General features: G+C 59.1%; 26 protein-coding genes. 17 read left to right on the forward strand and 9 right to left on the reverse strand.

Features of this window, described 5'->3' with window-relative positions:
- Positions 1-164: 164 nt before the first annotated feature.
- The 4 genes from AAEZ03_RS11705 (at position 165) to AAEZ03_RS11720 (ending at position 2,975) form a co-directional block, all read left to right on the forward strand.
- Entirely contained in the window at positions 165-971 is an 807-nt protein-coding gene (locus AAEZ03_RS11705) for an ABC transporter substrate-binding protein (protein ID WP_350578723.1), read from the forward strand.
- Positions 972-1,045: 74 nt separating this feature from the next.
- Positions 1,046-1,774: an amino acid ABC transporter permease gene (locus AAEZ03_RS11710; RefSeq protein WP_350578726.1), complete on the forward strand. Its 729-nt coding sequence runs from the start codon at positions 1,046-1,048 to the stop codon at positions 1,772-1,774.
- 3 nt (positions 1,775-1,777) lie between these two features.
- A complete protein-coding gene (locus AAEZ03_RS11715; protein WP_123748838.1) occupies positions 1,778-2,461 on the forward strand; it encodes an amino acid ABC transporter permease in 684 nt (227 codons plus the stop codon).
- Positions 2,462-2,603: 142 nt separating this feature from the next.
- Positions 2,604-2,975 carry a hypothetical protein gene (locus tag AAEZ03_RS11720; RefSeq protein WP_123748837.1) on the forward strand — a complete coding sequence of 124 codons (372 nt, stop codon included), beginning with the start codon at positions 2,604-2,606 and terminating at the stop codon, positions 2,973-2,975.
- 102 nt (positions 2,976-3,077) lie between these two features.
- Here AAEZ03_RS11720 and AAEZ03_RS11725 read toward each other — a convergent pair whose 3' ends face one another.
- The 6 genes from AAEZ03_RS11725 to AAEZ03_RS11750 form a co-directional block, all read right to left on the reverse strand.
- Positions 3,078-4,103 (reverse strand): NAD(P)/FAD-dependent oxidoreductase, encoded by a 1,026-nt coding sequence (locus tag AAEZ03_RS11725; protein WP_350578729.1) that lies wholly within the window; start codon positions 4,101-4,103, stop codon positions 3,078-3,080.
- Positions 4,096-6,249, reverse strand: coding sequence for a hypothetical protein (locus AAEZ03_RS11730; protein WP_350578732.1), 2,154 nt, complete (start codon positions 6,247-6,249; stop codon positions 4,096-4,098). Before AAEZ03_RS11730 ends, AAEZ03_RS11725 begins: the two co-directional genes overlap by 8 nt.
- A gap of 92 nt (positions 6,250-6,341) precedes the next feature.
- The gene (locus AAEZ03_RS11735; RefSeq protein ID WP_350578735.1) at positions 6,342-6,695 is read right to left on the reverse strand and encodes a DUF3325 domain-containing protein; all 354 of its coding nucleotides are present in this window, start codon (positions 6,693-6,695) and stop codon (positions 6,342-6,344) included.
- 1 nt (position 6,696) lies between these two features.
- Entirely contained in the window at positions 6,697-8,235 is a 1,539-nt protein-coding gene (locus AAEZ03_RS11740) for a PepSY-associated TM helix domain-containing protein (RefSeq protein WP_350578738.1), read from the reverse strand.
- On the reverse strand, positions 8,232-8,522 hold the full coding sequence (locus AAEZ03_RS11745; protein ID WP_048369950.1) for a hypothetical protein: 291 nt from the start codon (positions 8,520-8,522) through the stop codon (positions 8,232-8,234). Before AAEZ03_RS11745 ends, AAEZ03_RS11740 begins: the two co-directional genes overlap by 4 nt.
- A 128-nt stretch (positions 8,523-8,650) precedes the next feature.
- Complete coding sequence (locus AAEZ03_RS11750; RefSeq protein WP_350578741.1) at positions 8,651-10,909, reverse strand: TonB-dependent siderophore receptor; 2,259 nt, start codon at positions 10,907-10,909, stop codon at positions 8,651-8,653.
- A 348-nt stretch (positions 10,910-11,257) separates the two neighbouring features.
- On the opposite strand from AAEZ03_RS11750, the gene AAEZ03_RS11755 reads away from it, so the two are divergent.
- The 5 genes from AAEZ03_RS11755 (at position 11,258) to AAEZ03_RS11775 (ending at position 15,371) form a co-directional block, all read left to right on the forward strand.
- Positions 11,258-11,599: an FKBP-type peptidyl-prolyl cis-trans isomerase gene (locus AAEZ03_RS11755; RefSeq protein WP_350578743.1), complete on the forward strand. Its 342-nt coding sequence runs from the start codon at positions 11,258-11,260 to the stop codon at positions 11,597-11,599.
- Between the two features lie 57 nt (positions 11,600-11,656).
- Positions 11,657-12,751, forward strand: a complete 1,095-nt coding sequence (locus tag AAEZ03_RS11760; RefSeq protein ID WP_350578853.1) for a DUF1615 domain-containing protein — start codon at positions 11,657-11,659, stop codon at positions 12,749-12,751.
- A gap of 93 nt (positions 12,752-12,844) precedes the next feature.
- Positions 12,845-13,246, forward strand: coding sequence for an MbcA/ParS/Xre antitoxin family protein (locus AAEZ03_RS11765; protein ID WP_278938731.1), 402 nt, complete (start codon positions 12,845-12,847; stop codon positions 13,244-13,246).
- A complete protein-coding gene (locus AAEZ03_RS11770; RefSeq protein ID WP_350578745.1) occupies positions 13,246-13,935 on the forward strand; it encodes an RES family NAD+ phosphorylase in 690 nt (229 codons plus the stop codon). The genes AAEZ03_RS11765 and AAEZ03_RS11770 overlap by 1 nt, the downstream gene beginning before the upstream one ends.
- Positions 13,936-14,087: 152 nt before the next feature.
- Positions 14,088-15,371, forward strand: coding sequence for an NAD(P)/FAD-dependent oxidoreductase (locus AAEZ03_RS11775; RefSeq protein ID WP_350578748.1), 1,284 nt, complete (start codon positions 14,088-14,090; stop codon positions 15,369-15,371).
- Between the two features lie 159 nt (positions 15,372-15,530).
- Here the strand turns inward: AAEZ03_RS11775 and AAEZ03_RS11780 are convergent, their stop codons facing one another.
- Entirely contained in the window at positions 15,531-15,755 is a 225-nt protein-coding gene (locus tag AAEZ03_RS11780) for a hypothetical protein (protein ID WP_047275647.1), read from the reverse strand.
- The gene (locus AAEZ03_RS11785; protein WP_350578752.1) at positions 15,740-17,104 is read right to left on the reverse strand and encodes an aminotransferase-like domain-containing protein; all 1,365 of its coding nucleotides are present in this window, start codon (positions 17,102-17,104) and stop codon (positions 15,740-15,742) included. The genes AAEZ03_RS11780 and AAEZ03_RS11785 overlap by 16 nt, the downstream gene beginning before the upstream one ends.
- 86 nt (positions 17,105-17,190) lie before the next feature.
- On the opposite strand from AAEZ03_RS11785, the gene AAEZ03_RS11790 reads away from it, so the two are divergent.
- From AAEZ03_RS11790 to AAEZ03_RS11825, 8 genes are all read left to right on the forward strand, one after another.
- A complete protein-coding gene (locus AAEZ03_RS11790; protein ID WP_350578754.1) occupies positions 17,191-18,153 on the forward strand; it encodes a threonine dehydratase in 963 nt (320 codons plus the stop codon).
- Positions 18,154-18,398: 245 nt separating this feature from the next.
- Complete coding sequence (locus AAEZ03_RS11795) at positions 18,399-20,810, forward strand: membrane-bound PQQ-dependent dehydrogenase, glucose/quinate/shikimate family (RefSeq protein WP_350578757.1); 2,412 nt, start codon at positions 18,399-18,401, stop codon at positions 20,808-20,810.
- Positions 20,811-20,815: 5 nt separating this feature from the next.
- Complete coding sequence (locus AAEZ03_RS11800; protein WP_350578760.1) at positions 20,816-21,451, forward strand: TetR/AcrR family transcriptional regulator; 636 nt, start codon at positions 20,816-20,818, stop codon at positions 21,449-21,451.
- 40 nt (positions 21,452-21,491) lie between these two features.
- Entirely contained in the window at positions 21,492-21,893 is a 402-nt protein-coding gene (locus tag AAEZ03_RS11805; RefSeq protein WP_278938723.1) for a hypothetical protein, read from the forward strand.
- 124 nt (positions 21,894-22,017) lie between these two features.
- Positions 22,018-22,362, forward strand: a complete 345-nt coding sequence (locus AAEZ03_RS11810; RefSeq protein ID WP_048388753.1) for a hypothetical protein — start codon at positions 22,018-22,020, stop codon at positions 22,360-22,362.
- Between the two features lie 54 nt (positions 22,363-22,416).
- Positions 22,417-22,971 (forward strand): UPF0149 family protein, encoded by a 555-nt coding sequence (locus tag AAEZ03_RS11815; protein WP_278938721.1) that lies wholly within the window; start codon positions 22,417-22,419, stop codon positions 22,969-22,971.
- A 112-nt stretch (positions 22,972-23,083) separates the two neighbouring features.
- A complete protein-coding gene (locus tag AAEZ03_RS11820) occupies positions 23,084-23,761 on the forward strand; it encodes a GNAT family N-acetyltransferase (protein WP_278938720.1) in 678 nt (225 codons plus the stop codon).
- A gap of 35 nt (positions 23,762-23,796) precedes the next feature.
- The gene (locus AAEZ03_RS11825) at positions 23,797-24,648 is read left to right on the forward strand and encodes a CAP domain-containing protein (RefSeq protein ID WP_350578763.1); all 852 of its coding nucleotides are present in this window, start codon (positions 23,797-23,799) and stop codon (positions 24,646-24,648) included.
- A 96-nt stretch (positions 24,649-24,744) separates the two neighbouring features.
- Here the strand turns inward: AAEZ03_RS11825 and mqo are convergent, their stop codons facing one another.
- Positions 24,745-26,391 (reverse strand): malate dehydrogenase (quinone), encoded by a 1,647-nt coding sequence (mqo, locus tag AAEZ03_RS11830; RefSeq protein WP_350578765.1) that lies wholly within the window; start codon positions 26,389-26,391, stop codon positions 24,745-24,747.
- Positions 26,392-26,801: the final 410 nt, after the last annotated feature.

Below are 26,801 nucleotides of genomic sequence, written 5' to 3' on the forward strand. Positions count from 1 at the left end.
AGCTTGCCTCGCGATCTTTTGATCTTTTAAAAGATCGCGAGGCAAGCTCGCTCCTACAGGCATATAAATAAATGGAATATTTAAATCGTTTTATATTCTTTTTTAAAAGCTTATTTTCCTGCAAGACTCTCGTCATAAATCTTCTAACTCATGATGAGAACGAAATGAAAAAACTCACTGCACTCACCGCGCTGACATTGGCTGTTTTGTCGGGCCTGGCGCACGCTGATCGTCTGGATGACATCAAAAAGTCCGGCGTACTGCGCGTGGCTTCGTTTGACAGCAACCCGCCATTCGGTTTCGTGGACGCTAAAAGCAAGCAAATCGAAGGTCTGGACGTGGACTACGCCAAGGCCATCGCCGACAAACTGGGCGTGAAACTGCAACTGCAACCGACCAACCCGGCCAACCGCGTACCGCTGTTGCTCTCCAACAAGGTCGACCTGGTACTGGCCAACTTCACCATCACCCCTGAACGCGCCGAGCAGGTGAACTTCAGCATTCCGTACTTCGCCTCGGGCCAGCAATTTATCGTCAAAAAAGGCACCCTTAAATCCGAGGAAGACCTGAACAAATGGCGCGTCGGCGTCGACAAAGGCGCGGTCAACGAAGGCGTGCTGCGCGAGAAATTCCCGGGCGCTAAAGTCATTGCCTACGACGATACCCCGTTCGCCTTCACCGCTCTGCGCAATGGCAACGTGCAGGCGATTACCCAGGACGGCCCAAAACTGATCGGCTTGCTGGCCAATGTGCCGGACAAAGACAAGTACGAAGTGCCGCCGTTCACCATTTCCAATGACCTGATCGGCGTGGGCATCCCTAAAGGCGAAACGCGTCTGACCGACGTGGTCAACGAAACCCTGACTGAGCTTGAAGCTGACGGCAAGGCAAAGGGTATTTATGACGCCTGGTTCGGCCCGAACACCAAAACCCCGCTGACCCGCCTGTACAAAATCGGCGACAAGAGCTAAGTCGCGCTAGCAACACTGAATAACCCGTCACGGACAACCGGACGGGTTTGTTTGTTTCTGGATGGACGTTGTTTATGTTCGGTGAACTGCTTGCCCCGCAATACCTGCACTGGCTGTTCGATGGTTTTGTTCTCACCCTGATCCTTTCGCTGTTGACCTGCCTGGTAGCCACCGGGCTGGGGTTTGTGCTGTGCCTGGCGAGGATCTCGCCCTCGCGCCTCTGGTCATGGTCCGCACGGGCATATCTGGCGCTATTTCGTAATACGCCGCTGCTGGTGCAGCTGTTTTTCTGGTACTTCGGGGTTACGGCTATGCTGCCCGAAGGCTTGGTGGTGTGGCTTAACCAGCCGCGCAGTCTGGACCTGGGTCTGTTCGAGCTTGAATGGCCGTCCTTTGAGTTTCTTGCCGGTTTCTGGGGCCTGATGCTCTACACCGCGGCGTTTATTTGCGAGGAGTTCCGCGCAGGCGTCAGTTCGGTGCGCCTTGAGCAACGTGCCGCCGGGTTGGCGCTGGGCTTCAAACCGGCGCAAGTGTGGCGCTACATCGTCTTCCCGCAAGCTCTGCGCACCGCACTGGGGCCCCTGCTGGGGCAATACATGAATGCCCTGAAAAACTCGTCGCTGACCATGGCCATCGGCTTGGCGGAACTGTCTTATGCATCGCGTCAGGTCGAAACCGAAACCTTCAAGACCTTCCAGGCCTTCGGTTTCGCCACACTGCTGTATGTATTGAGCATCGCCCTGCTTGAAGTCATCGGTCAGTTGATTGCGCGCAGCAAGTGGTATCGGCAGGGAGTGCTCTAAGCCATGGACTTTTCGGTGATTAGCGACAACCTGTCGTACTTCTTGATCGGCGCCTACCCCAACGGCCCGCTGGGCGGAGCTGCATTAACCCTGGTGTTGAGCCTGTTTTCCGGGGTGATTTCGGCCATTTTGGGTCTGGTATTGGGCATTGCCCTGGTGATGATTCGCTCTAAAGTACGTTGGGTATTGCTCGGCGTGCTGGGATTTTTGCGGGCCATTCCAGTGCTGATGCTGATTTTCTGGAGCTACTTTCTGTTGCCGATTGTGTTCAATGTCGATGTACCGGCATTGGCCACTGTGGTCTGCGCCCTGTCGTTGATTGGCGGCGCCTACCTTGCGCATTCGGTGTACGCGGGCATCAGCAGTTTACCGGCGGGGCAATGGGCTGCGGGCAAAGCGTTGGGGCTGGGCACATGGCAAGTGTTGCGTTTGATCATCCTGCCGCAAGCATTGCCGATGATGCTGCCTTCATTCCTCAACCAATGGATTTCACTGATCAAGGACACGTCGCTGGCGTACGTGATTGGCGTGGGGGAGCTGTCGTTTGTGGCGACCCAAGTCAGCAACCGGGTGATGGTGCATCCAACCGAGATCTACCTGTTTGTCGCGCTGGTGTACTTCATGTTTTGCAGCAGCCTGGACCTGATTGCCAACCGACTGATCAAGCCCAAGGTCCAGCCACGATAACTGCTGTTACAAACATGGCATAACTATGTACCGCAGGCACACGGCCAATAAGCTTTCCAATAGGTCATCGAAAGGTTTTAGCCGGCCGAATTTCTCACAGCATGAAGCTGGATAGGCCGGCTGTAATAAAAGGAGTTTTACCTTGAACTTGACCGACAACAATGACGCTCCAACGGTAGGTGGTAAAGCAGGCGCTGGCGCCTACAACGCTCAGGTGCGCGACTTTCTCAATGAACGACTCAAGCAGCACGGGACCGACTGCGAGCAACTCTACATCACCACGGTTCACAGTGTGATCGAACCCAAAGTGACGTTCAGTCAAGACCTACTGTCGCTGGGCAATGACACCCTGGAGTGGGAGACCGTGCAAAGTCATACCCATGGCCTGGTCGGAATTTTCAGCAAGTGCGGGACGTTCGAAGAAGAACACAGCTTCAGCAAACTGAGCTTCTATGATGTTGAAGCACTCATGCACGAACTGCTGGCAGAAGCCCGGAACAAATGGTTTATCTGATCTAGACGCGTAGCGCTGCACAATCCCCTGTAGGAGCGAGCTTGTCTCGCGATCTTTTGATCTTTAAAAGATCGCGAGGCAAGCTCGCTCCTACAGCGTGATCTAAGCGCACCACTCAGGTGCAAATGGATGAGTGCGATAAAACTCACTCATTTTCAGCCGATCACGGTTAAACCAGTCGTTGATCCAGTATTGATATTGCTGCTGGATGCTTAGCACGTGCCAAGGGGTGCTCAGGGACTCAACCACAGCATGCGCAGCCATCATGCCCGTCATCAGTGCCTTGACTACGCCGTGCCCGGAGGAAGGGTCCAGCACGAAAGCGGAATCACCCGCGATAAAAAAACCGTCGCCACAGGCCTGCTGGCAGAGACGCCACGTGACATCAGCACCGCGAACGGGGCCACTGGTAAGCAACGGTTTGAAAACCGCTGGCGGAACAGCCTGATGGGTGCCCGTGTGGGTAAAACACAGGCGCGTCCAGTGGTAGAAATCGCTGCGAATCTTGGCCATCCAGTACCAGCCAAACGGATCAGCTTCAATCCCGCACACCTCAGCGCCTTCAGGCAAGTCGCCCGTTGCGTAGCCATAGTGAGCGAGCAACCGGGGGGAATAGGTGCGCCAGGGCAAGCCCAATTGGCGCGACAACCAGCCATTGCCACCGCTGGCATCTACTACCAATGCCGCCAACTTGTCACCTTGTGCCGTGCTGACGCCGCAAACCTGCTGCCGCTCACGAAGCACGCCCAGCACTCGACACGGCTGCAGCACCTCAACGCCCAAACCGGCGGCACGGGCCAGGAGCAGGCTGTCGAGCGTCTCGCGCGGGATTTGATACCCCAACGCCGGCCCGCTGGCGCTCTCACCAAACGCGCTGAACAAACGCTCGCCCGCCCATTTCACGGCATGCCCCGGGTGACGCACAAAGCCACCCTGGTTGATTGCTTGCGCGATACCAAGTTGGTTCAGCACGGCTTCAACCCCGGGCGGCAATGTTTCTCCTGGACGAGCGCGAGGGAAAGCCGCTTGTTCCAGCAACGTCACCCGCAACCCGCGCTGCGCACATAAAATGGCGGCAGCCGTACCGGCCGGGCCGGCACCAACGATGACCACATCCCTATCAGCCACGCGGTGTTATCTGCCACGGTTGGTCGTTGCGCTTTATCAGTAGGGACTCATCACCGATAAAAAGCTCAACCAGTTCGAGTACCTCTATGTGCCGCTTGGTGTAATCGGAGGGGGTCGAGATGGCGTCATACCGATAAATCCGAAAGAAAAAAATCTGCTCCTGCAGCACGGACCAGGCTTTTAAATCGGCTCTTGGCAGCGCCCAGTCAACGCCATCGACCGGCGTGAAGGACAACACTGACCACAGGCCCTGTTCTGCACGGGTATTGGCATCTACTGCGGCATAGGCTGACTGCATGGCCAGAATCCGCTGCTGATACTCAGCCTGGGAGGTCTGCCCTGTCAGGTGCAACGACAATTGCCCGTCCAGTGCATTGCGGGTGTAATCGCTGTACGCATACGCCGTGCATTCGACCACTTGACGCCCATCCACGGTGATCAGGCGCGGCCCCGTCAGCCCATCCCAGGACGTTTGCTCCAGCAACCCTATTTCGGCATCCGTCAGAGGAATAATCGTCGGTTTGGACACATAGGGCTCAAAGGTCCTTGCGCTGTCCGGGGTTACTGCAGGCCAGTAGCCCCCGGCTGCCGAGCAGATCCGCACATCCTCTGTGAACGGGCTGCCGAGCAAATAAGCACACACGTATTCAGGCACAAATTGGCCGTCACCGGCAATCTCCCAACCGGGGCTGAAGGTGCCCGCCGCCGTGTCGGCCAGACAGGACTGGCGCTTTGCACTCGCCGAATCGCCAATGGTTTGCCCCTCCTGCGAGGGTGAGCCCGCGGTCAACACAGCGGTGATGCTTTTGTCTTCGAGGACAAAATGCCCGCCCGCGAGGTCAGGATTGCCCGCAACTCTGCGCTCAGAAAGCGCCGCTAATGTGGAGTACCAGATCCGCTCGGGAAAGCCTTGCTGTTGTGCCCACTCGCTCAATTGAGCTTGCCCGCAGGCCGGGTAGAAATCGGGCGCGGCCAGAATTGAATACGCCGCCACGTTTAGCCCGATAGCGGTACTCAAGGCCGGACAATCGGCCTTGATCCAGCCCTCGGCGGTGAAGTCGATAAAGTGCAGCGCGCGATAGTTGCCATCCAGGACAATCGCCTCGACGTTCGGCTCGTTGTTTAAATCGCGAACCGAACCGTCGTCCAGCAGTTGAAAGCGTTTATTGATGATGTAATTAAACTTGGCGTCGGGCGGAACGTGGAAAGAAACCAGCATACCCTTGTATTCAGCGGGCTCAACCAGCCTGTGTTTCGCAAGCGGTACACACAAGCCCGGCCCGAACAGCTGACTGTCCGCCCACTCTGCAAGCGCTTGAGTCTGCACAAATGGTGGCTTAGAAATATCGGGTTCGAACCAGTCCGCCTCCTGGCCTTTACGCAGTTGAAACTGGCGCAGCTTTTCATTGACGTGAAAAGCCTGCAGGTCCACTTGCAGGTCAAAACCGTCAATGCATTGCGTGCCGTTGAACACTTTGTGCAAGGGCCGCCAAAAATCCAGTTGGTCATCCCCCTCGACCCATCCCGGCCCCGTCTGCCCTTTTTCCCGTACGGCCACATAGACGCCAAAGCGCGCAGGGATAACCCGCATGGCCTGTGGCTGCGCCTCGACAAAAGGTGTGAAACCGCGCAGTTGAGGGTCGTAAAGGGCGGGCGCAGTGCCGACTCGGGCAATGCCTGTGCGACAAAAGCACAGGTCTGCATGCCGGTGGTGAGGGGTATCGGCACGGGCACGATACTCGGTGGCAAACACCACCAGCCCCAAGGTCGCGTTGGCGCCTGCCTGGTCCTGTAGCGATTTAAGGGTAGGCAGGGCAACGCCATAGACGTAGTTGAGCAGTGTCTCGAGTTCTGCCGCAGTGGCAAAGTCGGTAAGTGCATCACCATTGGCAGCCTGCAGCACATTGGGCGAGGCCAAGGCGTGGAAGAGCAAACTGCGTGCAGGGTTGCCGGCTTCGATGGCACGTGCGCCCTGCAACGAAAAGTCTTCAAAGCCTTTGACCGCCCGATCAACCGCCAGCTCCTTGCTCAACTCTTCAGCCAGCGGGCGGGCCTGAATATCCAGACCGTGCAGCAACAACAGATCATGCCAGCCCAAAGGCGCCAAGCGCTCGCACAGGCCTTGAACTTCATCAATCAGGGACATACTGGAGCACTCCGCGAAATGACCGAAAACTGAGTCTGTTTGACTCAAGAGATTCGGTCATTTGCGCGGGGCTGCCTACCTGTCAAAAATACCTAAACAGACCAACGGTAAAGGCTCAACATTTCGATTACCGCCCACAGTGGGACGAACCCTAGCGGCAGCCACACGGCCAGCCGTGCGCGGTACGGCAACAACATCAGCAACGCAAAGCCACTGAGCGAGATCAGGCCAAACCAACCAATGGAACCCATTGCCCAGCCCCAGGCCATGCCGCAAAAATAGAAGCTCAACGCCAGACTCAACCACCCTGCCCCGCGTAAAGTGCGACGCAGTACGGCTGACGGCGGTTTGTTCCAGACTTGCTTGTAATGGCGCTCAAGCCCTTGGCACAGGGCAAGCATGCCGATATAGGCAAAGGCCCAGGCTGCAAAGTAATGTGCCAGCATCTCAGTTCACCTCCGCCAGCACCGCGGTCTTTTTACGCGGCACCCGCTCGACTTGCGGCTGCGAGACTTTCCAGCACGCCCACAACAATACGCCCCCCAAAGCCATGGCGGTGAGTTCAACGCCCATGCGGCTGTGCAATGCCCACGAATAATCAACCGTCAGCAGGCTCACCAGCGGCAAGCTCAGGCACATTACCCCTGCAAACCCAAGCTGCTCACGCCAGGCGTGCATGCGCGGGCGCAGCAAGGCATGCACCAGGGTCAAGGCCCACACGCCAAAGAACACCGTCAACTCGGCATCCGGGCGCTCGGCCATGCCCACCGGCAGTAGGTGATTGCCCCACAGGTAAGCGATGCAGGCCAGGCTCAAGCCCGCCATCACCGTAACGTTAACGGCCTCGATCATCCGGTAAAGCACTTGGGCCACCCGGCCTTCGCTGGCGTATTTACGGCGCCGTTTTACGGTGAACAGCACCAGCCCGGTGGCGATCATGGCGCTGCTGATCAACCCGCAAATGAAGTACACCCAGCGCATCGGGTAACCGCCAAACTGCGCAAAGTGCATACCGGAAATCACCCGGTGCGTGAGCACCGAAGCGCGCATCTCGGTCGGCCCGGACAGTTGCTCGCCCGTGACCCCGTCAAACCGCATGCCGCCGCCTTTGATCAGGGCAATGCGGTTGCCCAGAATTGGCCGGATCTGGATTTCGGCGTTGCTCATGCCAGGGTTGGTAATGCTCACCCCGCTTAACGGCCCCATAACGTCGCGGGCTTTGGTCAGCAACGGCCCGATCGCCACCAGCGGTGCCGGTTCAGCCCGCGCCGGGCGTTTGGCCTCGACCACCGCAGGCGCAGGGTCCTGGGCCTTGAAAAACGCGTCGCGACTGCCATCAAACAGCGCGTCCATGGCCGCGGGCATGTAGATCACCAGGAAAATAGCCAGCCCGCTGTAGGTAATCATCAGGTGAAACGGCAGCAACAGCACGGCGCTGGCGTTGTGCGCGTCGAGCCACGAACGCTGGCCTTTGGCGGGGCGAAAGGTGAAGAACTCCTTGAAGAATTTTTTGTGGATCACGATGCCGCTGATCAACGCCGCCAGCATGCCCATGGCCAGCGCACCGACCACATAAATCCCGAGCATGCCGGGCATGAACAGGGTGAAGTGGAACAGGAAAAAGAAGCGCCCGCCCGCCGACTCGCGTACCGGCAAGACTTCACCAGTGTTGGGGTCCAGGGTCACCGATACGCCGTCGCGACGCCCGCCGGTCGAGGCGCGCAACTCGGGCGAGCGATCATAGGGCAGGCTTACGCCCCATTGTTTGGCGTTGGGCTCATGCTCGCGCAAGTAGCTCAACCCGCGCTCCACGGCCTGTTCGTCCGTCAAGTGGTGGGCGGGCAGCTCCGGGTGCATCCAGTTGTCGATCTCTTGATCGAACACCGCCAGGCTGCCGGTCAGAAAAATCGCAAACAACAACCAGCCTACGATCAGTCCACCCCAGGTGTGCAACCAGGCCAGAGATTGGGTGATGGTCTGTTTCATCCGAGTCGCTCCAGCAGTTGCGGCCAAAAACCGATCGCGGCCAATGGCAGCGCCAGCACGGCACCCATCCAGGCCGACCACTGATGACGCGCCATAAAGGCCCACAAAATGGCACAGGTGTAGATGGCGAACGACAACAGGCTGGCGACCAGCATTGAGTCCACGTTGTCCATTGGCAACAGCCGCGCCAGCGCCGCCGTAAAGGCATAGGTAAACACATAGCCGCCCACCATGGCGGCCAGTGCGCGAGACAGAATCGGCAGCCATGCCGACGATGCAAGTTTCATCTGTTCAATCCTTCATCAGCCCCAGCCACGGTTTTGCCAGAGCCCAATGTGACAACGGCGCGACACCTGCAAAGGATGTCGCGCCTGTTATTGCCTGCACCCAAACAGCGGTCAGGCCAATGCTGTGATCAGAACGAGGTGGTCACCGACGCAAAGTAGGCACGGCCCGCTTCGTTGTAGGTCTGGGCGCCCGCCTCGTCAGCGTTGCCCTTGCGGTACAGCTGCTTGTCGAGCAGGTTGTTGATGCCCACCCGCACGCTCAGATTTTTGTTGAACTCATAGCCGCTGCTCAGCCCCACCAAGCCATACGGGTCAACCGACTGCTGCACCGATTTGTCCAGTGACTCGTTGGCGCGCATGTTGTATTTGGGCGCCTTCTGCTCGCCGTAGTACGTGCCGCTGACCTGGAACGAAAGCTGTTCTGTGGCATACCAGTCCAGGGTGGTGTTGAGCGTGTACTTGGGAATGATACTCAATGGCTCGCCGGTTTTCTTGTCTTTGCTGTCGATCATGTAGGTCAGGTTGGTGTTCCAGTCCAGGTCCTTGCGCAGGTTGACGAACAGGTTGCCCTCAACCCCTTGCACGATGGCCTTGCCGCTGTTTTCCCACTGCAATACACGACGGCCGTTGGGCAGGCGGAACGCGGATTCGTTGCTGGCATTGATTTTGTTCTGGTAGTCGTTACGGAAGTACGTCGCGCTGGTGCGCCAGTTGCCTTTGTCAAACGCCAGACCGATCTCTTTGTTGATGCTGATTTCCGGTTTGAGGTCCGGGTTACCCACCAGGTAGCATCCTCCCAGATTGACTTCTACCGAGCTGCAACCGTTACCACGGCTGTACAACAGATAGTTGGGGTTGGACTGGTACAAGTTCGGGGTTTTGTAGGCCCGGGCAATACCGCCTTTGAGGCTCAGTTCATCAGTGATCTGGTGCGAAGCGTTGAGGCTCGGGCTCCAGTTGCCGCCAAACTTGTCGTGGTGGTCGTAGCGCAGGCCCGGCGTCACGATGGTTTTGGACCCGGCTTCGAGGTTGTCCTCAACGTAGAACGCGTAGCTGTTGGCGGTGGACTTGGTCTGTGTGCGGTCAGTGCCCGGAATACCCGCAGTACCGTCAGCGCCCGGGTCCCAGCTTTGCGGACGCAACGAGCCCGGATCATTCAGCGACTCGTACAGGTATTCGCCGCCCAAGGTCAGTACCTGATGGGTGTAGAAGTCCAGCGGCAAGTTGGCTTCAGCCTTGGCCCGGGTGTTGCGCAGGCGCGACTGGAAGCTGCCGGCCGACTCAGACGGTGCACCTTCACCGTAGCCCGCCAAGCCTTCGTTCAAACGCGAGTTGCGGGTCAGGTCATGGCTGAGCATGGCCATGGTGGTGCCCCAGTCAAACGAGCCATTGTGGGTGGCCGAAAACATGCTGCGTTGCAGCACCGAGGTTTCTTTGCCGTACAGGCTGTTAACGAAATCACCCCCGCTGTTGAGCATGGTGTCGCCCGCGTAGATATTGCCCTGGCGGCTGTAGCTGGCTTCAAGGTCCAGGGACTGTTCCGGGGTGAACTGCCAGCTCAACAAGCCGTTGACGTCTTTATTGCGCACGCCTTCTCGGCCTGCTACCACGCTGTCTGCGTAGGCCTGCTCGCTGGTATTGATGCGCGCGTCATCCGCGTCGGTTTTGCTCAAGCCGCCATACACGCGAAACACCAGGTCGTCGGTGATCGGGCCGCTGAGGTTGAAGTTGGTGCGCTTGCTGATGCCTTCTGCGCTGTCATCCGGTGACAGGTAGTAGGCCGTCAAAGAGCCACCGAGCTTGTCGGTCGGGCGCTTGGTGATGATGTTGACCACCCCGCCCATCGCCCCGGAACCGTAACGGGCAGCCGCCGGGCCGCGGAGGATTTCGATACGTTCCACTTCTTCGGCCGGTACCCAGTTGGTTTCGCCACGGGTATCGCGGTCGCCGCTCCAGCCGTAACGCTGGGCGTTGCGTGAAGAAGACGGCTTGCCGTCGATCAGGATCAAGGTGTTTTCCGGGCCCATGCCACGCAAGTCAATCTGGCGGTTGTTACCGCGTGCGCCACTGGAACTGTTGCCGGTGAGGTTAACCCCGGGCTCACGACGAATGATGTCGGAAAGATCATTGGCCGGCGGACGTTTTTTAATGTCTTCAGCGGTAATGATCGACACGCCCGGCGCCTGCTTGAGTTCTTCAGCGGCGGTGCCCAATACACGGGTTTCTTCCAGTTGCAGCGCCTGCTTACTGCCATCTACCGGCAGATCGCTGGCCTCCACGGGCACTTCATCGCGTTCACGCTCCAGCGCATCGGCAAGCAAGGTCGGTGAAGCCAGTGCGGCCACAATAGCCAGTGAAAATTGACTGCGTTTGAATCGAGACGACATGTCCAGTTGATCCCTTAACAATGGAGTGTGCTCAGCAGGCCAAAGGCTGGAATGGCTGGGCACGATTCCCATAAAGGATCTCGTCTTGCTTAGCTCACCCCGGCGCTGCCAGGGCGACAATAGTAACCATTCTCAATTGAGAGTAAAGCGCGAATGACAACCATACTCATTGATAAGTTCCGCAAGCCCTTTGTTTTAGAGCCTTGTCCTACGAAAAAAAAATTTAAAACCGATTGCCAAACGGGCCGCATCCTGAGAAAAACCGCGCAATCTCAGCTCGCCTCGCGAAAGATCAAAAGATCGCGAGGCAAGCTCGCTTCTACACGTTTTAATTTCGAGTCCCGCACCATGAACAATGAACTACAGATCACCGACCTCGCACAGGGCGAAGGCAAAGCTGCCGTCAAAGGCGCCCTGATCTCCACGCACTACACCGGCTGGCTCGCAGATGGCACGGTCTTCGACTCCTCCCATGAGCGCGGCAAGCCGTTCCAGTGCGTCATAGGCACTGGCCGCGTCATTAAGGGCTGGGACCAGGGCCTGATGGGGATGAAAGTGGGCGGCAAGCGCAAACTGCAAGTTCCCGCGCACTTGGCCTATGGTGAAAGAAGCATGGGCAAACACATCACACCGAACTCGGACCTCACGTTTGAGATCGAACTGCTGGAAGTGCTGACACGAGACGATTGATACGTCAGCACATCGTTCTATTTTTTGGGGAGTTAAGCGTTAGTGAATCGATTTTTCATGCAGGTATTAACGCTTTCTTTGCCCATTGTGATCGCCGGGTGCAGCAGCCAAAGCACCCAGACCCTACCCGGTCGCACGCCCGAACAGGCGCGTGCGCGGTTGCTTCAACTGCTGCCCGCCAACGTTGCGGATCGCCAGGGCTGGGCCAACGACATTTACACCGCCTTCGCCGCGCAAAAGCTTGAACCCAACGACGAAAACCTGTGCTCGGTGCTGGCCGTGACTGAGCAGGAGTCGACTTTTCAGGCAGATCCGCCGGTGCCCAACCTGGCAAAAATTGCCCGCAGTGAAATCAATCGGCGCGCGGGCAAACTGCACATCCCGGAGTTCGTGGTGCGCAGTGCGCTGAACATCACCTCGCCAACGGGCAAAACCTATAACCAGCGCCTTGATGCGGCTCGGACCGAAGGCCAGTTGAGCGCCATCTTCGATGACTTTATCGGCATGGTGCCACTGGGCAAAAACCTGTTTGGCAGCCTCAACCCGGTGCATACCGGCGGGCCAATGCAGGTCAGCATCGCCTTTGCCGAAAAACACGCCCAGGATTACCCCTACCCGATACCGGGCACGATCCGCCAGGAAGTCTTTACCCGTCGCGGCGGCATGTACTTTGGTACCGCCCACTTGCTCGGCTACCCGGCCGACTACACGCAATCGCTGTATCGCTTTGCTGACTTCAATGCGGGCTGGTATGCCAGCCGCAATGCTGCGTTTCAAAATGCCGTGAGCCAGGTGTCGGGCATACAGCTGGCACTGGATGGCGACGTGACCATCCCCGGCTCTTACGCCGTGGGCTCCACCGAACGCGCCGTTCGCGTGTTGGGCAAGCAACTGGGCTTGAACGATAACCAGATCCGCCAGCAGTTGCTCAAAGGTGAACGCCTTGAATTTGAACAGACCGAGGTCTATCGCAAAATCTTTGCCCTGGCCGACCGTCAACAGACCAAACCGCTACCCCGCGCCGTATTGCCGGGCATCACCCTGCAAAGCCCTAAAATCACCCGCAACCTCACCACGGCCTGGTTTGCGCAACGCGTTGATGAACGCCGCCAGCGGTGTATGAACAAGGCCAAGTCGCTGCCCAACACATAAAGCAATGGATTACCCAGTTCATATGCGGATACATTCGTTGTAATTATCCAGATACGGTGTAGCCTCCAAGGTATCAACGCCTTGGAGGCCACCATGCATTTAGTCGTCCACAACACCCGGCCCGATATCACCAGCGGTGATGCGGGCCGTGTCGCCCTAACGTTCTTCTTCAATTTGATGGAGCACTGGGGTTGCAGCAAAGATCAGCAATGCACCCTGCTCGGCGCTATCGGCAACACCACGTACTTCAAGTACAAAAAACTGCCGAATGTCCGTCTGCCCCACGACACCCTTGAGCGTATTTCGTACCTGATGGGCGTGCACAAAGCGCTGCGCATCCTGTTCAGCAATCAGCCCGAGCGGGCTTACGAGTGGGTCCACAAAGCCAATAACACCGCGCCATTCAACGGCCAAAGTGCGTTGAGCTACATGCTCGGCGGTCAGGTCGTCGACCTGGCAGATGTGCGCCGCTATCTCGATGGGGTGCGGGGCTGATGCCAGACACTCCGTTGTTAAGCGTGTTACCCGAGTGGAACAACGCTTATCGCATCATCAACAGTGCGTTCCCGCCCATTTCGGTGTTTGAGGACACCCTTGACCCGGCCGATCTGGACATCGCCTTTGCCCTCGAAAGCCTGACCAATGACCGCCTGCGCGACCAGGCCGGGGTCCTTAACCGCGTGCATCCACAAGACCGCCTGTGTGGTGAAGGCTCGACCCCGATCATGGCGGCTTTTACCCATATCGGTCGTGCCAGCCGCTTCACCGATGGCAGTTACGGGGTTTATTACTGCGCCAACAGCCTTGACGCCGCCATCGCCGAGACCCGCTTTCATCAGGAACAATTCTGGCGCGCCACTCAGGAAGCGAGCATCGAAATCACCCTGCGCACCTACATCAACACCGTGCTTGAGCCAATGATCGATGTACGCGCCGAACCCGACTTGCACCACCCTTCCCTGTCCAGTTATGGCACTTCGCAAGCCTTTGCCAAACAACACCGCGAGGCCTCGGCCTGGGGGCTGCTGTACAACAGCGTGCGCCTTGCCGGCCACGAATGCGTTGCACCCTTTCGCCCGCCTGCGCTTTCGATTCCACGCCAAGGCCCGCATTTTCGCTATGTGTGGGATGACAAAACTCAGACCATCACCTGGGTACTGCAAGTGAGCGAAGTCACGTTCTGATCACGTCGCTGTAAAACTTGGTAACAGGGGGTTTATTTCACCCTCATAACTCGCCTATCGTCAGTACATGGCTGAAGTGGATGAGCAGGACCGGCGCGGGCGCCATAGCCCCCTTTCTGCCTCACCCCTATAAGAAGGATAACGGAGCCACCATGTCTGAACGTTGCAACTCTTATTACACCGCCACCCTCACCCATGAAACCGATTACCCGACGCTGCAAGGCCAGCACCGGGTTGATGTGGTGATTATTGGCGGCGGTTTTACCGGCGTGGCGACCGCCGTCGAGCTGGCCGAAAAAGGCCTGAAAGTGGCCATTGTCGAGAGCAACAAAATCGGCTGGGGCGCCAGCGGGCGTAATGGCGGGCAAGTGACCGGCAGCCTCTCGGGCGATGAAGCGATGCGCAAGCAGATGCGCCGTCGCCTTGGCAGCCAGGTCGATGACTTTATCTGGCACTTGCGTTGGCGCGGGCACGAGATTATCCAGCAGCGGGTCGAAAAATACGGCATCCGCTGTGACCTCAAGCACGGTCATTTGCATGCCGCTTACAAGCCCAGCCACATGGAAGGCTTGCGCAAGGACTACGACGAAGCGGTGCGCCGTGGCATGGGCAGTGAAGTGTCGTTGCTCGACCGCAGCCAGGTGCGCGACATTCTGCAAAGTGACCTGTATGACGGCGCGATCAAGAATATGCGCAACATGCACCTGCACCCGCTCAACCTGTGCATTGGCGAGGCCCGCGCAGCCGAAAGCCTCGGCGCGCTGATTTTCGAAAACAGCGAAGTGCTGGAAATCATCCACGGCGACACCCCCGGCGTGCGTACGGCCCACGGCCGCATCGACGCCAATCAGGTGCTGCTGGCTGGTGATGTGTATCACAAGCTGGAGCCGGGCAAGCTCAAGGGCAAGATCTTCCCGGCCATGGGCGGGATCGTCACCACCGAACCCCTGGGCGACCTCGCTCGCCAGTTGAACCCCCAAGACCTCGCGGTGTATGACTGCCGCTTCGTGCTCGACTACTACCGCATGACCGCCGATGGCCGCCTGCTGTTTGGCGGCGGTGCCAATTACAGCGGCAAAGACTCGCGCGATATCGCGGGGGAATTGCGCCCGTGCATCGAGCAGACCTTCCCGGCGCTCAAAGGGGTGAACATCGAGTACCAGTGGAGCTGCGCGATGGGCATTGTGATCAACCGCATCCCGCAACTGGGCAAACTCTCGGACAACGTCTGGTACTGCCAGGGCTACTCGGGGCACGGCATCGCCACCAGCCACATCATGGGCGAAATCATGGGCCGGGCGATCACCGGCCAACTGGAGCAGTTCGACACCTTTGCTAGCTGCCAGCACATCCGCGTGCCCATGGGCGACCTCCTCGGCAATCCGATGCTGGCGGCGGGCATGTGGTACTACCAGATGCTTGAGCGGTTGCGCTGATTAACCCCACCCAACTGAACATAATCGCAACACGACCCAAGTGGGAGCGGGCTTGCTCGCGATGGCCTTCAGAGCGCCTCATTTGCCAGGCAAATACGCGTCATCGTTAACGACCATCGCGAGCAAGCCCGCTCCCACAAAGGGCAGTGTAAACCGTGGTTACACGGTGTACTGCTTGAACAGTTCTTCTTTGATGATCAGCAACGCGTCTTCGTAGTAGCGCTCGCCCCGCGCTTCGCTGAGCAATACCGAACGTACGCTGCCTTCACCTTCGCTCGGGGTGTGCTCGCAGGTGAGGTAGAACTCGGCCGTTTCGGGCTTGAATTCCAGGTAGTAAAACAGCTCGCGACCTTCGCGGTGCCAGTAGCCTATTTCTCTGCGCATGGGGTTCCTTGGTCAATAAGCCGGGCAATACGCTCCAGCGCGACTTTCAAGCGTTGCGCACTCGATGCCGCCGTCAGGCTGATGCGTACCGCGTTCAGGGTGCAGGATTTAACCGCAAATACCTCCGCCGACACCACCTCCACACCGACCTTTTGACAGGCGTGGGCAAAGCTGACGTCAGCGGGGGCCAGGGTCAGCCAGATATGCGGCGATGGCGTGTCTGTCTGGGTCATCACCGCGCCCAGCAATTTTTTCGCCAGGCGCCAGCGCCGGGTGACTTCTTCGGTTTGCCAGGCCAAGCGCTGCACTGCCGTGCCGTCACTGAGCCATTGATTGGCAATCGCCACGCACAGGGGCGAAATCCCCCAGTGCGCCGATTGCGCATGCGGGTCGATGCGCGCCAGCAACGCCGGGCTGGCAACAATCCAGCCCAGGCGCACCCCGGCAGCCACGGTCTTTGACAAGCTGCTGACGAGTATCCCCAAGTCCCCCTGGTAGTTGCACAACGGCGGGCTGTCGGTGAGCGCGCCATATACGTCGTCTTCAATGATCCACACACCATGGCGCCGGGCAATCCGGGCAATCGCCTGCTTGCGTTCGTCGCCCATCACCGCCGATGTCGGGTTGTGCAGGGTCGGAGTCAGCACCGCCATGCGCGCCCCGGTGGCGCGGATGATGCGGTCAAAGTCATCGGGCACGATGCCTTGCCCGTCCATGGCGATGCCATGCATCGGCAAACGCAGTTGCGCGCAGGCGGCTTTGATCCCCGGCGCGGTCAGCGCTTCAACCAGCACCGGCTCACCCGCCTGGCACAACGACAGCAACACCGTGAACAACCCTTGCTGCGCGCCGGTGCACAGCATGATGTTGTCCAGCGGCACAGGCAGGCCACGTGCCTTGAGCCAGTTGGCCCCGACGGCGCGGGCCTGGAGCAGGTCGGCCGCGCTCAGGTAATGCTGCAACCGAATCGACTGATGGGTTTCCAGCAACCATTGCAGGGCCTGCGGATCGCTTTGGCTGGCGTGGTCTATCGCCGGGATGTTGGTGCGCAGATCAATTTGCCCGGTGTGCTCATCGACCTGTTGCAAACGGAACAACGTCGCCTCCTGGCTGCCCGACAGCACGTAGGTGCCGCGCCCGACTTCGCCTGACACAAGATGGCGCCGCGCCGCCTCGCGATAAGCCTGCATGGTGGTGCTGGGGTTCCAGCCCAATGCCCAGGCCAGCCGCCGTTGTGGCGGCAAACGCTCACCGGGTTTGAGTTCACCGCAGCTGATCGCGTGGGCAATCGCGTCTACCAGCGCCAGATAACGCGGTTGCGCTGAATCGGTTATGAGGGGTATCCACATTTATTGTTGGCCATGCAATATAAGTCTCGGCCCATACAATGCGACGCCTCTAGAATCGAGTCAAATCCCCCTGATGACGGTGTGCCATGTTTGACCTGACAGCCCTTCGACTCGCCGCGACCACTGTGTACCAAAGCATGTCCCCTACCCCGCAACTGGCCTGGCCCCTGCTGGCCGAGCAATTGGACTGCACGGTCTGGGTCAAGCACGAAAACCATACGCCGACCGGCGCCTTTAAAGTGCGCGGCGGCATGTTGTACGTGCAGGGCCTGCTGACCCGAGAGCCCGACACTCGCGGCCTGGTCACCGCCACCCGTGGCAATCACGGCCAGAGCCTGGCATTGGCCGCGCGCGCCCATGGGCTGGCAATCAGCATCGTGGTGCCCGAAGGTAATTCCCGAGAAAAGAACGCCGCCATGCGCGCACTGGGCGCCACAGTGATCGAGCACGGCAAAGACTTCGACGAAGCACGCAGCCATGCCGCTGCCCTGGCCGCCGAGCATCATCTGCACCTGGTGCCGGCCTTTCACCCGGACCTGATTCGCGGGGTTGCCACCTATGCGCTGGAGTTGCTGGAGGCCGTGCCCGACCTGCACACCGTGTACGTGCCCATCGGCATGGGTTCGGGCATCTGCGGGCTGATCCAGGCCCGCGACCTGCTGGGGCTGCAGACCGAGATTGTCGGCGTGGTGTCCGAGCATGCCGATGCGTATGCGCAGAGTGTCGAGCAAGGCCAAGTGGTGTGCACTGACACCGCCCACACCTTCGCCGACGGCCTGGCCTGCCGCCAGCCACAACCTGATGCGCTGGCAATCATCGCCAAGGGCGCCGCAAGAGTGATCCGCGTATCAGACCGCGACATTGCCCACGCCATCCGCGTGTACCACGAAGCCACCCACAACACCGCTGAAGGCGCGGGTGCCGCCGCATTGGCCGGGCTGATCAAAGAACAGCCGCAACAGCAAGGCCGCCGCGTGGCCGTGATTTTGAGCGGGGCCAATATCGACCGTCAGTTGTACGCCGCACTCCTCGATGAAGACCTCGTGTAGGCGCTGCCGCAGGCTGCGATCTTTTGATCTGATCGCAGCCTTCGTTCCTCGTCAGCGACTACGGTTGCCATCGCCAGCCCAAAGACGCAACCGCGTCCTTAAATAAAATTTCACCTCTGCGACAAATTGTCTTTATTTGTGACAAAAACAGGCTCAAAATAAAAACTGTACCGTACAGTACCATTCTAAAACCTACGCTCGCAGTGCATGTAAAGGCCTTGGCTGCGGGCATCAGGGATACCGTAATGAAAAATGCTAAACAAGAGGCACCTGCCTCTAAAGGGAGACACCTGATACTGGGTGTCTTCGGGATTTTGCTTGGGCTAAGCGGCCTGTTTCTGGCAATCATGGGCGCTCAACTGGTCACACTGGGCGGCTCCTGGTACTACCTGCTGGCAGGTTTCGGCCTGCTGATAAGCGGCGTGTTGTATGTACGCACAAAGCCCGCCGCCACGCTGGTGATTGGCGTTGTGTTTGTCGCGACCGTCATTTGGGCACTGTGGGAAGTGGGCTTCACGTTCTGGCCGATGGTGCCGCGTCTGGCCCCGTTTCTGGTCATCGGCCTGCTGGCCGCGTTGCTGCACCCATGGCTCAGCCAAGGCCGTCACCGCGCAGCCAGCTACGGCGGCGCAGCCGTGTTTGCGGGGGTGTTGGCCGTGGGCTTCTACGCCCTGTTCATCCCCCACGGAGTGATTGAAGGCGAGCCTTCTCTGGCCGCCCAGCCGCAAGCAAAAGGCACCGATAAAGCCACCGACTGGAGCCATTACGGCAGCAACCCGGCTGGTACGCGCTTCTCGGCGCAGACGCAAATCAACAAAGACAACGTCGACAAACTGCAAGTGGCCTGGACCTACCGCACCGGCGAAATCGCCGAGGGCGCATCGGAGTACCAGAACACCCCGATCCAGGTCGGTGACACCCTGTACACCTGCACCCCGACCAGCAAAGTGATTGCCCTGGACGCCGACACCGGCGAGCAACGCTGGACCTTCGATCCAAAAGCGCAAAACACCAAAACCTGGAACCGCTGCCGTGGCGTGAGTTACTACGAGCCGGCCAAGGTCGAACACCCCTTGGTGTTCGCGGATCTGAAGCCAGCCAAAGCGGCCCAGGGCAACAGCTGCGCCAAGCGCATCGTGCAAGTGACCATGGATGCGCGCCTGATCTCCATCGACGCAGAAACCGGCAAGCCCTGCGAAGACTTCGGTGACCACGGTTCAGTCGACCTGACCACGGGCCTGGGCCGAGTCATGGAAAACGTGCCCTACTACGCCTACACCTCGGCACCGACCATTTCGCGCAACTTGATCATCCTCGGCGGCTGGGTCTTTGATGGCCGCTCACTGGACGAACCCTCGGGCGTGATCCGTGCGTTCAGCGCCGACACCGGTGAGCTGGTCTGGGCCTGGGACCTGGGCAACCCGGACATCACCAAGCTGCCACCTGAAGGCGAAACCTACACCCGCAGTACGCCGAACATGTGGTCCACGCCTGCGTTCGACGATGAGCTGGGCCTGGTGTACCTGCCACTCGGTAACCAGCAGCCGGACTTCTGGGGCGGCACCCGCCCGGAGCTGACCGAGAAGTACTCCTCGGCCGTGGTCGCCCTGGACATGGCAACAGGCCGCGAGCGCTGGACCTTCCAGACCGTGCATCACGACCTGTGGGACTACGACATTGCCGCGCAACCGTCGCTGTATGACGTGCCGGACGGCAAAGGCGGGACTATCCCGGCGCTGATCCAGCTGACCAAGCGCGGGCAGATCTTCATGCTTGACCGTCGCACCGGCCAGCCGATTGCCGACGTGATCGAGAAGCCGGTACCACAGGACGTCGCTGCCGGAGACTGGGTGGCCAAAACCCAACCGTACTCGGTGGGCATGCCGACGTTCGGTGCCGATCCACTGACCGAAAAAGACATGTGGGGCGCCACGTTCTTTGATCAGCTGATGTGCCGCATCAACTTCAAAAAGCTCAACTACAACGGTGAGTTCACCGCCCCAAGCACCCAGGACACCCTGATTTATCCGGGCTACTACGGTGGCTTCAACTGGGGTGGCGGCGCGATCGACGAAAAAACCGGTTACCTGTTCGTCAACGACATCCGCATCCCGCAGGTGGTCAAGCTGGTACCGCGTGAAAACGTCGACCTGTCGCACCTCAAATCCGGCCACGGCGTCGGCAGCACCTACCCGATGGAAGGGACGCCGTTCGTGATCGACCACAAAGGCTTCAACTCGCCGCTGGGCATTCCGTGCCAGAGCCCGCCTTGGGGCGTGTTTGCCGCCGTGGACCTGAACACCCGCAAGAAAGTCTGGGAGCGCCCTGCCGGTACGGTTGAAGACGCCGTGATTAACGGTGTACGCGCCAACCTGCCGATCCCGCTGGGCATGCCGACCCTGGGCGGCGGTGCAACCACCGCCTCCGGCCTGGTGTTCTACGCGGGCACGCAAGACTACTACCTGCGGGCCATGGACATGGCCACCGGCAAGGAAGTCTGGAAAGGCCGCCTGCCGGTCGGCGGGCAAGCCACGCCCATGACCTACCTGTCGCCTAAAACCGGACGCCAGTACGTGGTTATCGTCGCCGGTGGCGCACGTCAGTCTCCAGATCGCGGGGATTACGTGATAGCGTACGCGCTCCCTGAAAAAGAGTAGTTCCCATGCCACAGTTGCACCGCTCCAGCCCTTCAACCGCAACCCGGAGCGAGGAGAAGCGGCGCAACTTGCTGATCACAGCCAGTGAACTGTTTTTGCAGCAGGGCTACGATGGCCTCAGCATGGACGCCATCGTAGCCGCTGCCGGCGGCTCCAAAGCCACGATTTACCGCTACTTCGGCAGCAAGGCCGACTTGCTGGTGGCCGTGGTCGAGTACCTCTGCGAAGACTTCATCATCAACCTCAAGCAACTCGACACCTCGGGTGTCGAACTGACCCGCGGCCTGGAGCTGATTCTTGAAGAACTCGTGGCGGTGGTCACCAGCCCGCGCCATGTCGACTTCTACCGGCTGGTGGTCAACGGCTCGGCGCACGTGCCGCAAGTGGGGCAAACCTGGTATGAACACGGCCCCCAAGTCTGGCACCAGTTGATCTTCAACCTGCTCGAAGAACAACGCCATCGCGGCCTCGTCGCGGCCAACAGTTCGTTCTCCGAACTGCCGCCCATTCTGTTCGACGCGCTGTTTTCACACCTCACCACGCGCACCGTGATGCTGGGGCAAACCTGCACGGCCAAAGCCTTCGCGCCGATGATCAACGAACTGATCGACCTGGTGGTCCGGCGCCTCAAGGCTCCCTGACACGCGACAACTGCGGACCGATATGGCTATGCTCATGCCCATGAGCTCATCCACTGTGGTCCGCCAACCCTGCCCTCCCGGCGCTTGTAATTGCGAGCGCGACCACCTGTTGGCGCAACCTGCCCCCGACCTGCGCATTCTGGGCCTCACCCGCCAGGCCGAAAAAGTCATGCTTGAGCACCTGGAGAACATCCAGAGCCTGGACGATCTGCAGCGCATGCAACAGCGCATGTATGAACAATTAGGCATAAAGGTGCAGGTTGAACCCGGCTTCAATGAGGTACGGACCATGCGCGGGATCGAAATCCGTGTCGCCGACCAGCCAGGTTTGTGTCGCAAAACGCGCCAGTCGATCCCGGCGGCCATACGACGGGCTTTGGAAAAACGCCCGGAAATTGCCTACAAGCTGCTCGACAGTCACGACTTGCTGCGTGACACCTGAACCTCCTGATAAAAGTAAACTTTGCGACATATCCGGCAATTATCAAGCCAAGGCGCTGGTTTTCCTTGCTTATGCCTACTCAATCACTTATAAGCGCGTTTTTGAATAACAATAGAGCCACACCATGAGCACCGGATTCACCGAGGACGAAATGCGTATAGCGCTCGGCCTTGATCTGCCCGTAGCGACAAAGCCAGTTACGCCACCCGCGCCACCTGCAATTCCCGCCACACCCAAACCCGCTGCAACCCTCACCCCCAAGCCCGCACCGCGTGCACCGGTCAAGCGTCGAGGGCCGATGTTGCGGGTTACCCTGCACGTCAGCAAAGTCTATGACGGCGAAGAAACCGTGTTCATTCACGACTCCAAACTGCTGAGCCAGTTCGACGCCGAACAAGAAGCTAAAAAAGCCCTGGCCAAAGCCGGCTTTAAATACTTTGTGGTTGATTCGATTGTTCGGGTTGACTGACGCTGACACGCCTGACGTAACGTTGACCCAGGACTACATGCCAAGGAACCTGCCATGCACAGCCAGCCTCTGAATGCCGCCGACTTCGACGCACTCGAAGACACCCTGCTCAAATACGGCGACGATCACTCCATCCTCAACACCTGCGAGCTGGATGGCTTCTTCACTGCACTGGTTTCAAGCCCGACGCAGGTCGACATCGCCGACTGGTTCCCCGCGATCTGGGGCGGCCAGAACCCGGACTGGGAAGACCCCGAAGAAGCCAAACACTTCATCGAGCTGAGCGTACGCCACTTCAACACCCTGGCCCGCCAACTGGCAGAAGACAGCAAAACCTTTGCGCCGCGCTTTGAAGAATCCGAACACCAGGGCCAAACCTTGACCCTGGCTGAAGAATGGTGCTTCGGCTACATCCGCGGCGTGACCCTGGCGCAATGGCCCGACATGCCCGACATCCAGACCGGCCTGCTGAAAACCATCGTCGACCTGGCTGAGCAAGACAACTTTGAACTGCCAGAAGACTTCGACGTACCGGCCTACCAGCAACAAGTCGCCCTGGTAGCCCCGGCCGCCCGTGCCTTGCATGACTACTGGCTAAGCCAGCGCTAAACCATCCCCTTTGTAGGAGCGAGCTTGCCTCGCGATCTTTTTAAACAATCAAAAGATCGCGAGACAAGCTCGCTCCTACAACAGCAGTTTACTCGCCTCACAGGCCACGCTTATGACCACCCTCACCCACTTCGACACGCCGATCAGCGAGCCGATCAACGCACAGATCATGCAACTGGTCGTTGACCATCTCAGCGACATCAGCGCCATGGAAATCGCGCCGAGCAACCTGCTCTACAGCATCTATCAGTACGCCATCGGCTTTGAAGTGCACCTGTACCTGCAAGCCCTCGACGGCTCAAAAGGCATTGCCGTAGAACTGATTGTCGCCACCGATGAACAAGACCCGGAGAAGGTCACCGGCTTCGTCCTGTACTTGCCGTACAAAGACGACCCGCAGGCCTGCGGTGTGGCCTATATGGCCGAGTTGGCCAGCCATCGCCACCTGGGCGTGATGCAGGCCATGCTGGAGGAAGTCACCCGCCGCTACCCGCACACCGAACTGAGCTGCAGCGTAAGCAAAGTCGCCGCCCTGCAACGCATGGGCTTTAAGGTCATCGGCACCCGTGGCCCGCAAGTGCTCATGAACACCCGCGATTACAGCTCGGACGGGCTCATGGGCGTGCTGGACGTGGCAGCGGTGTATCAGTCCACCGAGGTGCGGCAGATCCACACCTACCTGCTCAATCGTAACGGCAAAAAAGCCATGATGGACGCCGAAAAGAAACGCGACCGCCAGATCGACCAGCTCACCGCCAAAGCCAAGGCTTTCGTGGCCAGCCTGAAATAACGCATGATGGGCGCATTCCGATCCGAGGCAACGTTATGCGCCGTCACTTCACCCTCACCCGCCTTGCCGGGTTTAGCCTGGGCCTGATCTTCAGCGCCAGCGCACTGGCCAGCGAAGAATCGCAACTGGTTGACTCGATCAACGTGTATCGCAGCCAGGCGCAACCGTGCGGCGCCCAAGCGTCGCAAGAACTGCCCCCGCTGACCTCTGATATTCGTCTGGTACTGCCCGCCAACGGTTTTGGCGATTTGCAGGAGTCGCTCGCGCAAGCCGCCTACCCGATGGTCAACGTGCAAGCCATCAACCTCTCGGGCCCGCGTGACTCCGAAGCGGCGATGAAAGCAGTGCGCGAAAGCTTCTGCAAAGTGGTGCTCGACCCGCAGTTTGTCGACATCGGTGTCAGCCACACCGGGCAGGATTGGCGCATTGTGCTGGCACGCCCGCTGTTGACTGCACGCCTGGGCGACGCTCAGGCAGAGGGCCAAAAGGTCCTTGAGCTGGTCAACAGCGCCCGCACCCAGCCACGCCAATGCGGCACCCAAGCCTTCGCACCTACCGGCCCATTGACCTGGAACGCCACCCTGGAGACCGCCGCCCAGACGCACACCCGCGACATGGCCAACAACAATTACTTTGACCACAAAGACCGCACCGGCGGCACGCCGGGAGATCGCGCAGAACTGGCTGGCTACATTGCCCAGCAAATCGGCGAGAACATCGCCGCCGGCCTGGACACGCCCCGCAAAGTCGTCGATGGCTGGCTGGCAAGCCCCGGGCACTGCGCCAATATCATGAACCCGCAATTTCGCGAGTTGGGCGCCGCCTATGCGACAGACCCTAAAAGTGATGCAGGCATCTACTGGACCGCGTTGTTCGGCACGCAGTAACGCTTAAGCAGGAAGGGATTTTGCGAGGAGTGTAGCGAGGACGGTTACGAGGCTAAAAAAGAGCCCCGCCCAACACAGTTGGGCGGGGCTGCTTTTTTACAGCGCCATGTCGGCCGCTGGGTTGCTTGGAGCAGGCTTGGCCGGCTCAGCAGGTGCTGCTGGTGTAGCGTTAGCTGCCGGGATGGCCGGCGGCGGAGTCAGTTGCAGCACATCGGCGGTGTACGCCCATTCTTGTGCAACGCGCTCAGGCGAAGCGTTCAGCTTGGTGCCGTAGCTTGGCACGATCTGGTGCAGCTTGGCTTGCCACTCAGGGGTCGCAACCTTGTCCTTAAACACGGTTTCAAGCACGTTGAGCATGATCGGCGCAGCGGTCGAAGCACCTGGCGAAGCGCCCAGCAAACCGGCAATGCTGCCGTCTTTTGCAGCAACGATCTCGGTGCCCAGTTTCAGCACGCCGCCTTTCTCTTCGTCACGCTTGATGATCTGCACACGCTGACCGGCTTGCCACAGACGCCAGTCTTCTTGCTTGGCGTTCGGGTAGTACTCTTTCAGCGCGTTGAAGCGGTCTTCGTCCGACAGCATCAGCTGGCCGGCCAGGTACTCAACCAGCGGGTATTGTTCGATACCGACTTTGGTCATTGGCCAGATGTTGTGCGCCGTGGTGCTGGTCAGCAGGTCGAAGTACGAGCCTTCTTTCAGGAACTTGGTCGAGAAGGTCGCGAACGGGCCAAACAGGATGACGCGCTTGCCATCCAGCACGCGGGTGTCCAGGTGCGGAACCGACATGGGCGGAGCGCCAACCGAAGCCTTACCGTAAGCCTTGGCCAGGTGCTGCTCGGCAACCGTCGGGTTATCGGTCACCAGGAACGAACCGCCTACCGGGAAGCCAGCGTATTCCTTGGCTTCAGGGATACCGGATTTCTGCAGCAGGTGCAGAGCACCGCCGCCCGCGCCGATGAAGACAAACTTGGCGTCAGTTTCGCTGGTGGTGCCGTCCTTGAGGTTTTTGTACACCACACGCCACGAACCATCTTCGTTGCGCTTGATGTCTTTGACTTCGCTGGACAGGTTGAGCGTGAAACCAGGCTTGGTTTGCAGGTAAGACACGAACTGGCGCGTGATTTCGCCGAAGTTCACGTCAGTACCGATTGGCGTCCAGGTGGCCGCGACTTTCTGGTTCGGGTCACGCCCTTCCATCATCAGCGGAACCCACTTCTTGATCTGGTCCGCGTCTTCGGAGTACTGCATACCCGCGAACAGAGGGCTGGCCTGCAGCGCCTCGTAGCGTTTTTTCAAGAACTTGATGTTGTCATCGCCCCACACAAAGCTCATGTGCGGAGTGGAGTTGATGAACGAACGAGGGTTTTTCAGAACACCGTTCTTGACCTGCCAGGCCCAGAACTGACGCGAGATCTGGAAGGCTTCATTGATTTCAATGGCCTTTGGGATCTCAACGTTGCCGTTCTTGTCTTCAGGGGTGTAGTTCAGTTCAGCCAACGCCGAGTGACCGGTACCCGCGTTGTTCCAGCCGTTGGAGCTTTCTTGAGCGACGCCATCGAGACGTTCGATCATCTCCATGGACAGGCCGGGTTCCAGCTCGTTGAGCCAGACACCCAAGGTAGCGCTCATGATGCCGCCGCCAATCAGCAGGACATCAACGTGCTTTGGCTCGGCAGCGTGCACGGACGTGATGCCCATGGTCAGCGCCAGGCCCAAAAGCCCTTTGTTCATCTTCTTTAACATGTTGTCGTACCTAAGATAAAACGCCATCTACCCGGCACGGCGCGCTGAACAGAACTGGACAGGGTTACAGGACAGGCTTGCCTGCAACCGAGCCCCTCATCAGGCCTTGGACCGGGTAGATATATAAGGCCTATGCACACTATAGACCTCACTTTTATGTACCTTGGGCGCTGATCTTTTATTGCTTTTGGCTTCAGCTACTTGGGTGACATTTCGGGTAAGTGCCGGGCGCGGCCGATAACAGGTCTGACCTGTCCAGCTCCTTCACTCCCGACACCTTCTTGCGACTCCATTGGTACTGACACCTCTTGCAACTCTTTCCAGAGAGCCTGCCCGGCTGCGAAAACCGGCGGTGTCAGCCTTCAAACCGCGACATTCTACCTCAGGTGGCACTTTTGACGTAAACGCAT

Origin of the sequence: Pseudomonas sp. HY2-MNA-CIBAN-0224, from assembly GCF_040310285.1 — a bacterium.
Taxonomy (GTDB): Bacteria; Pseudomonadota; Gammaproteobacteria; order Pseudomonadales; family Pseudomonadaceae; genus Aquipseudomonas; species Aquipseudomonas helleri.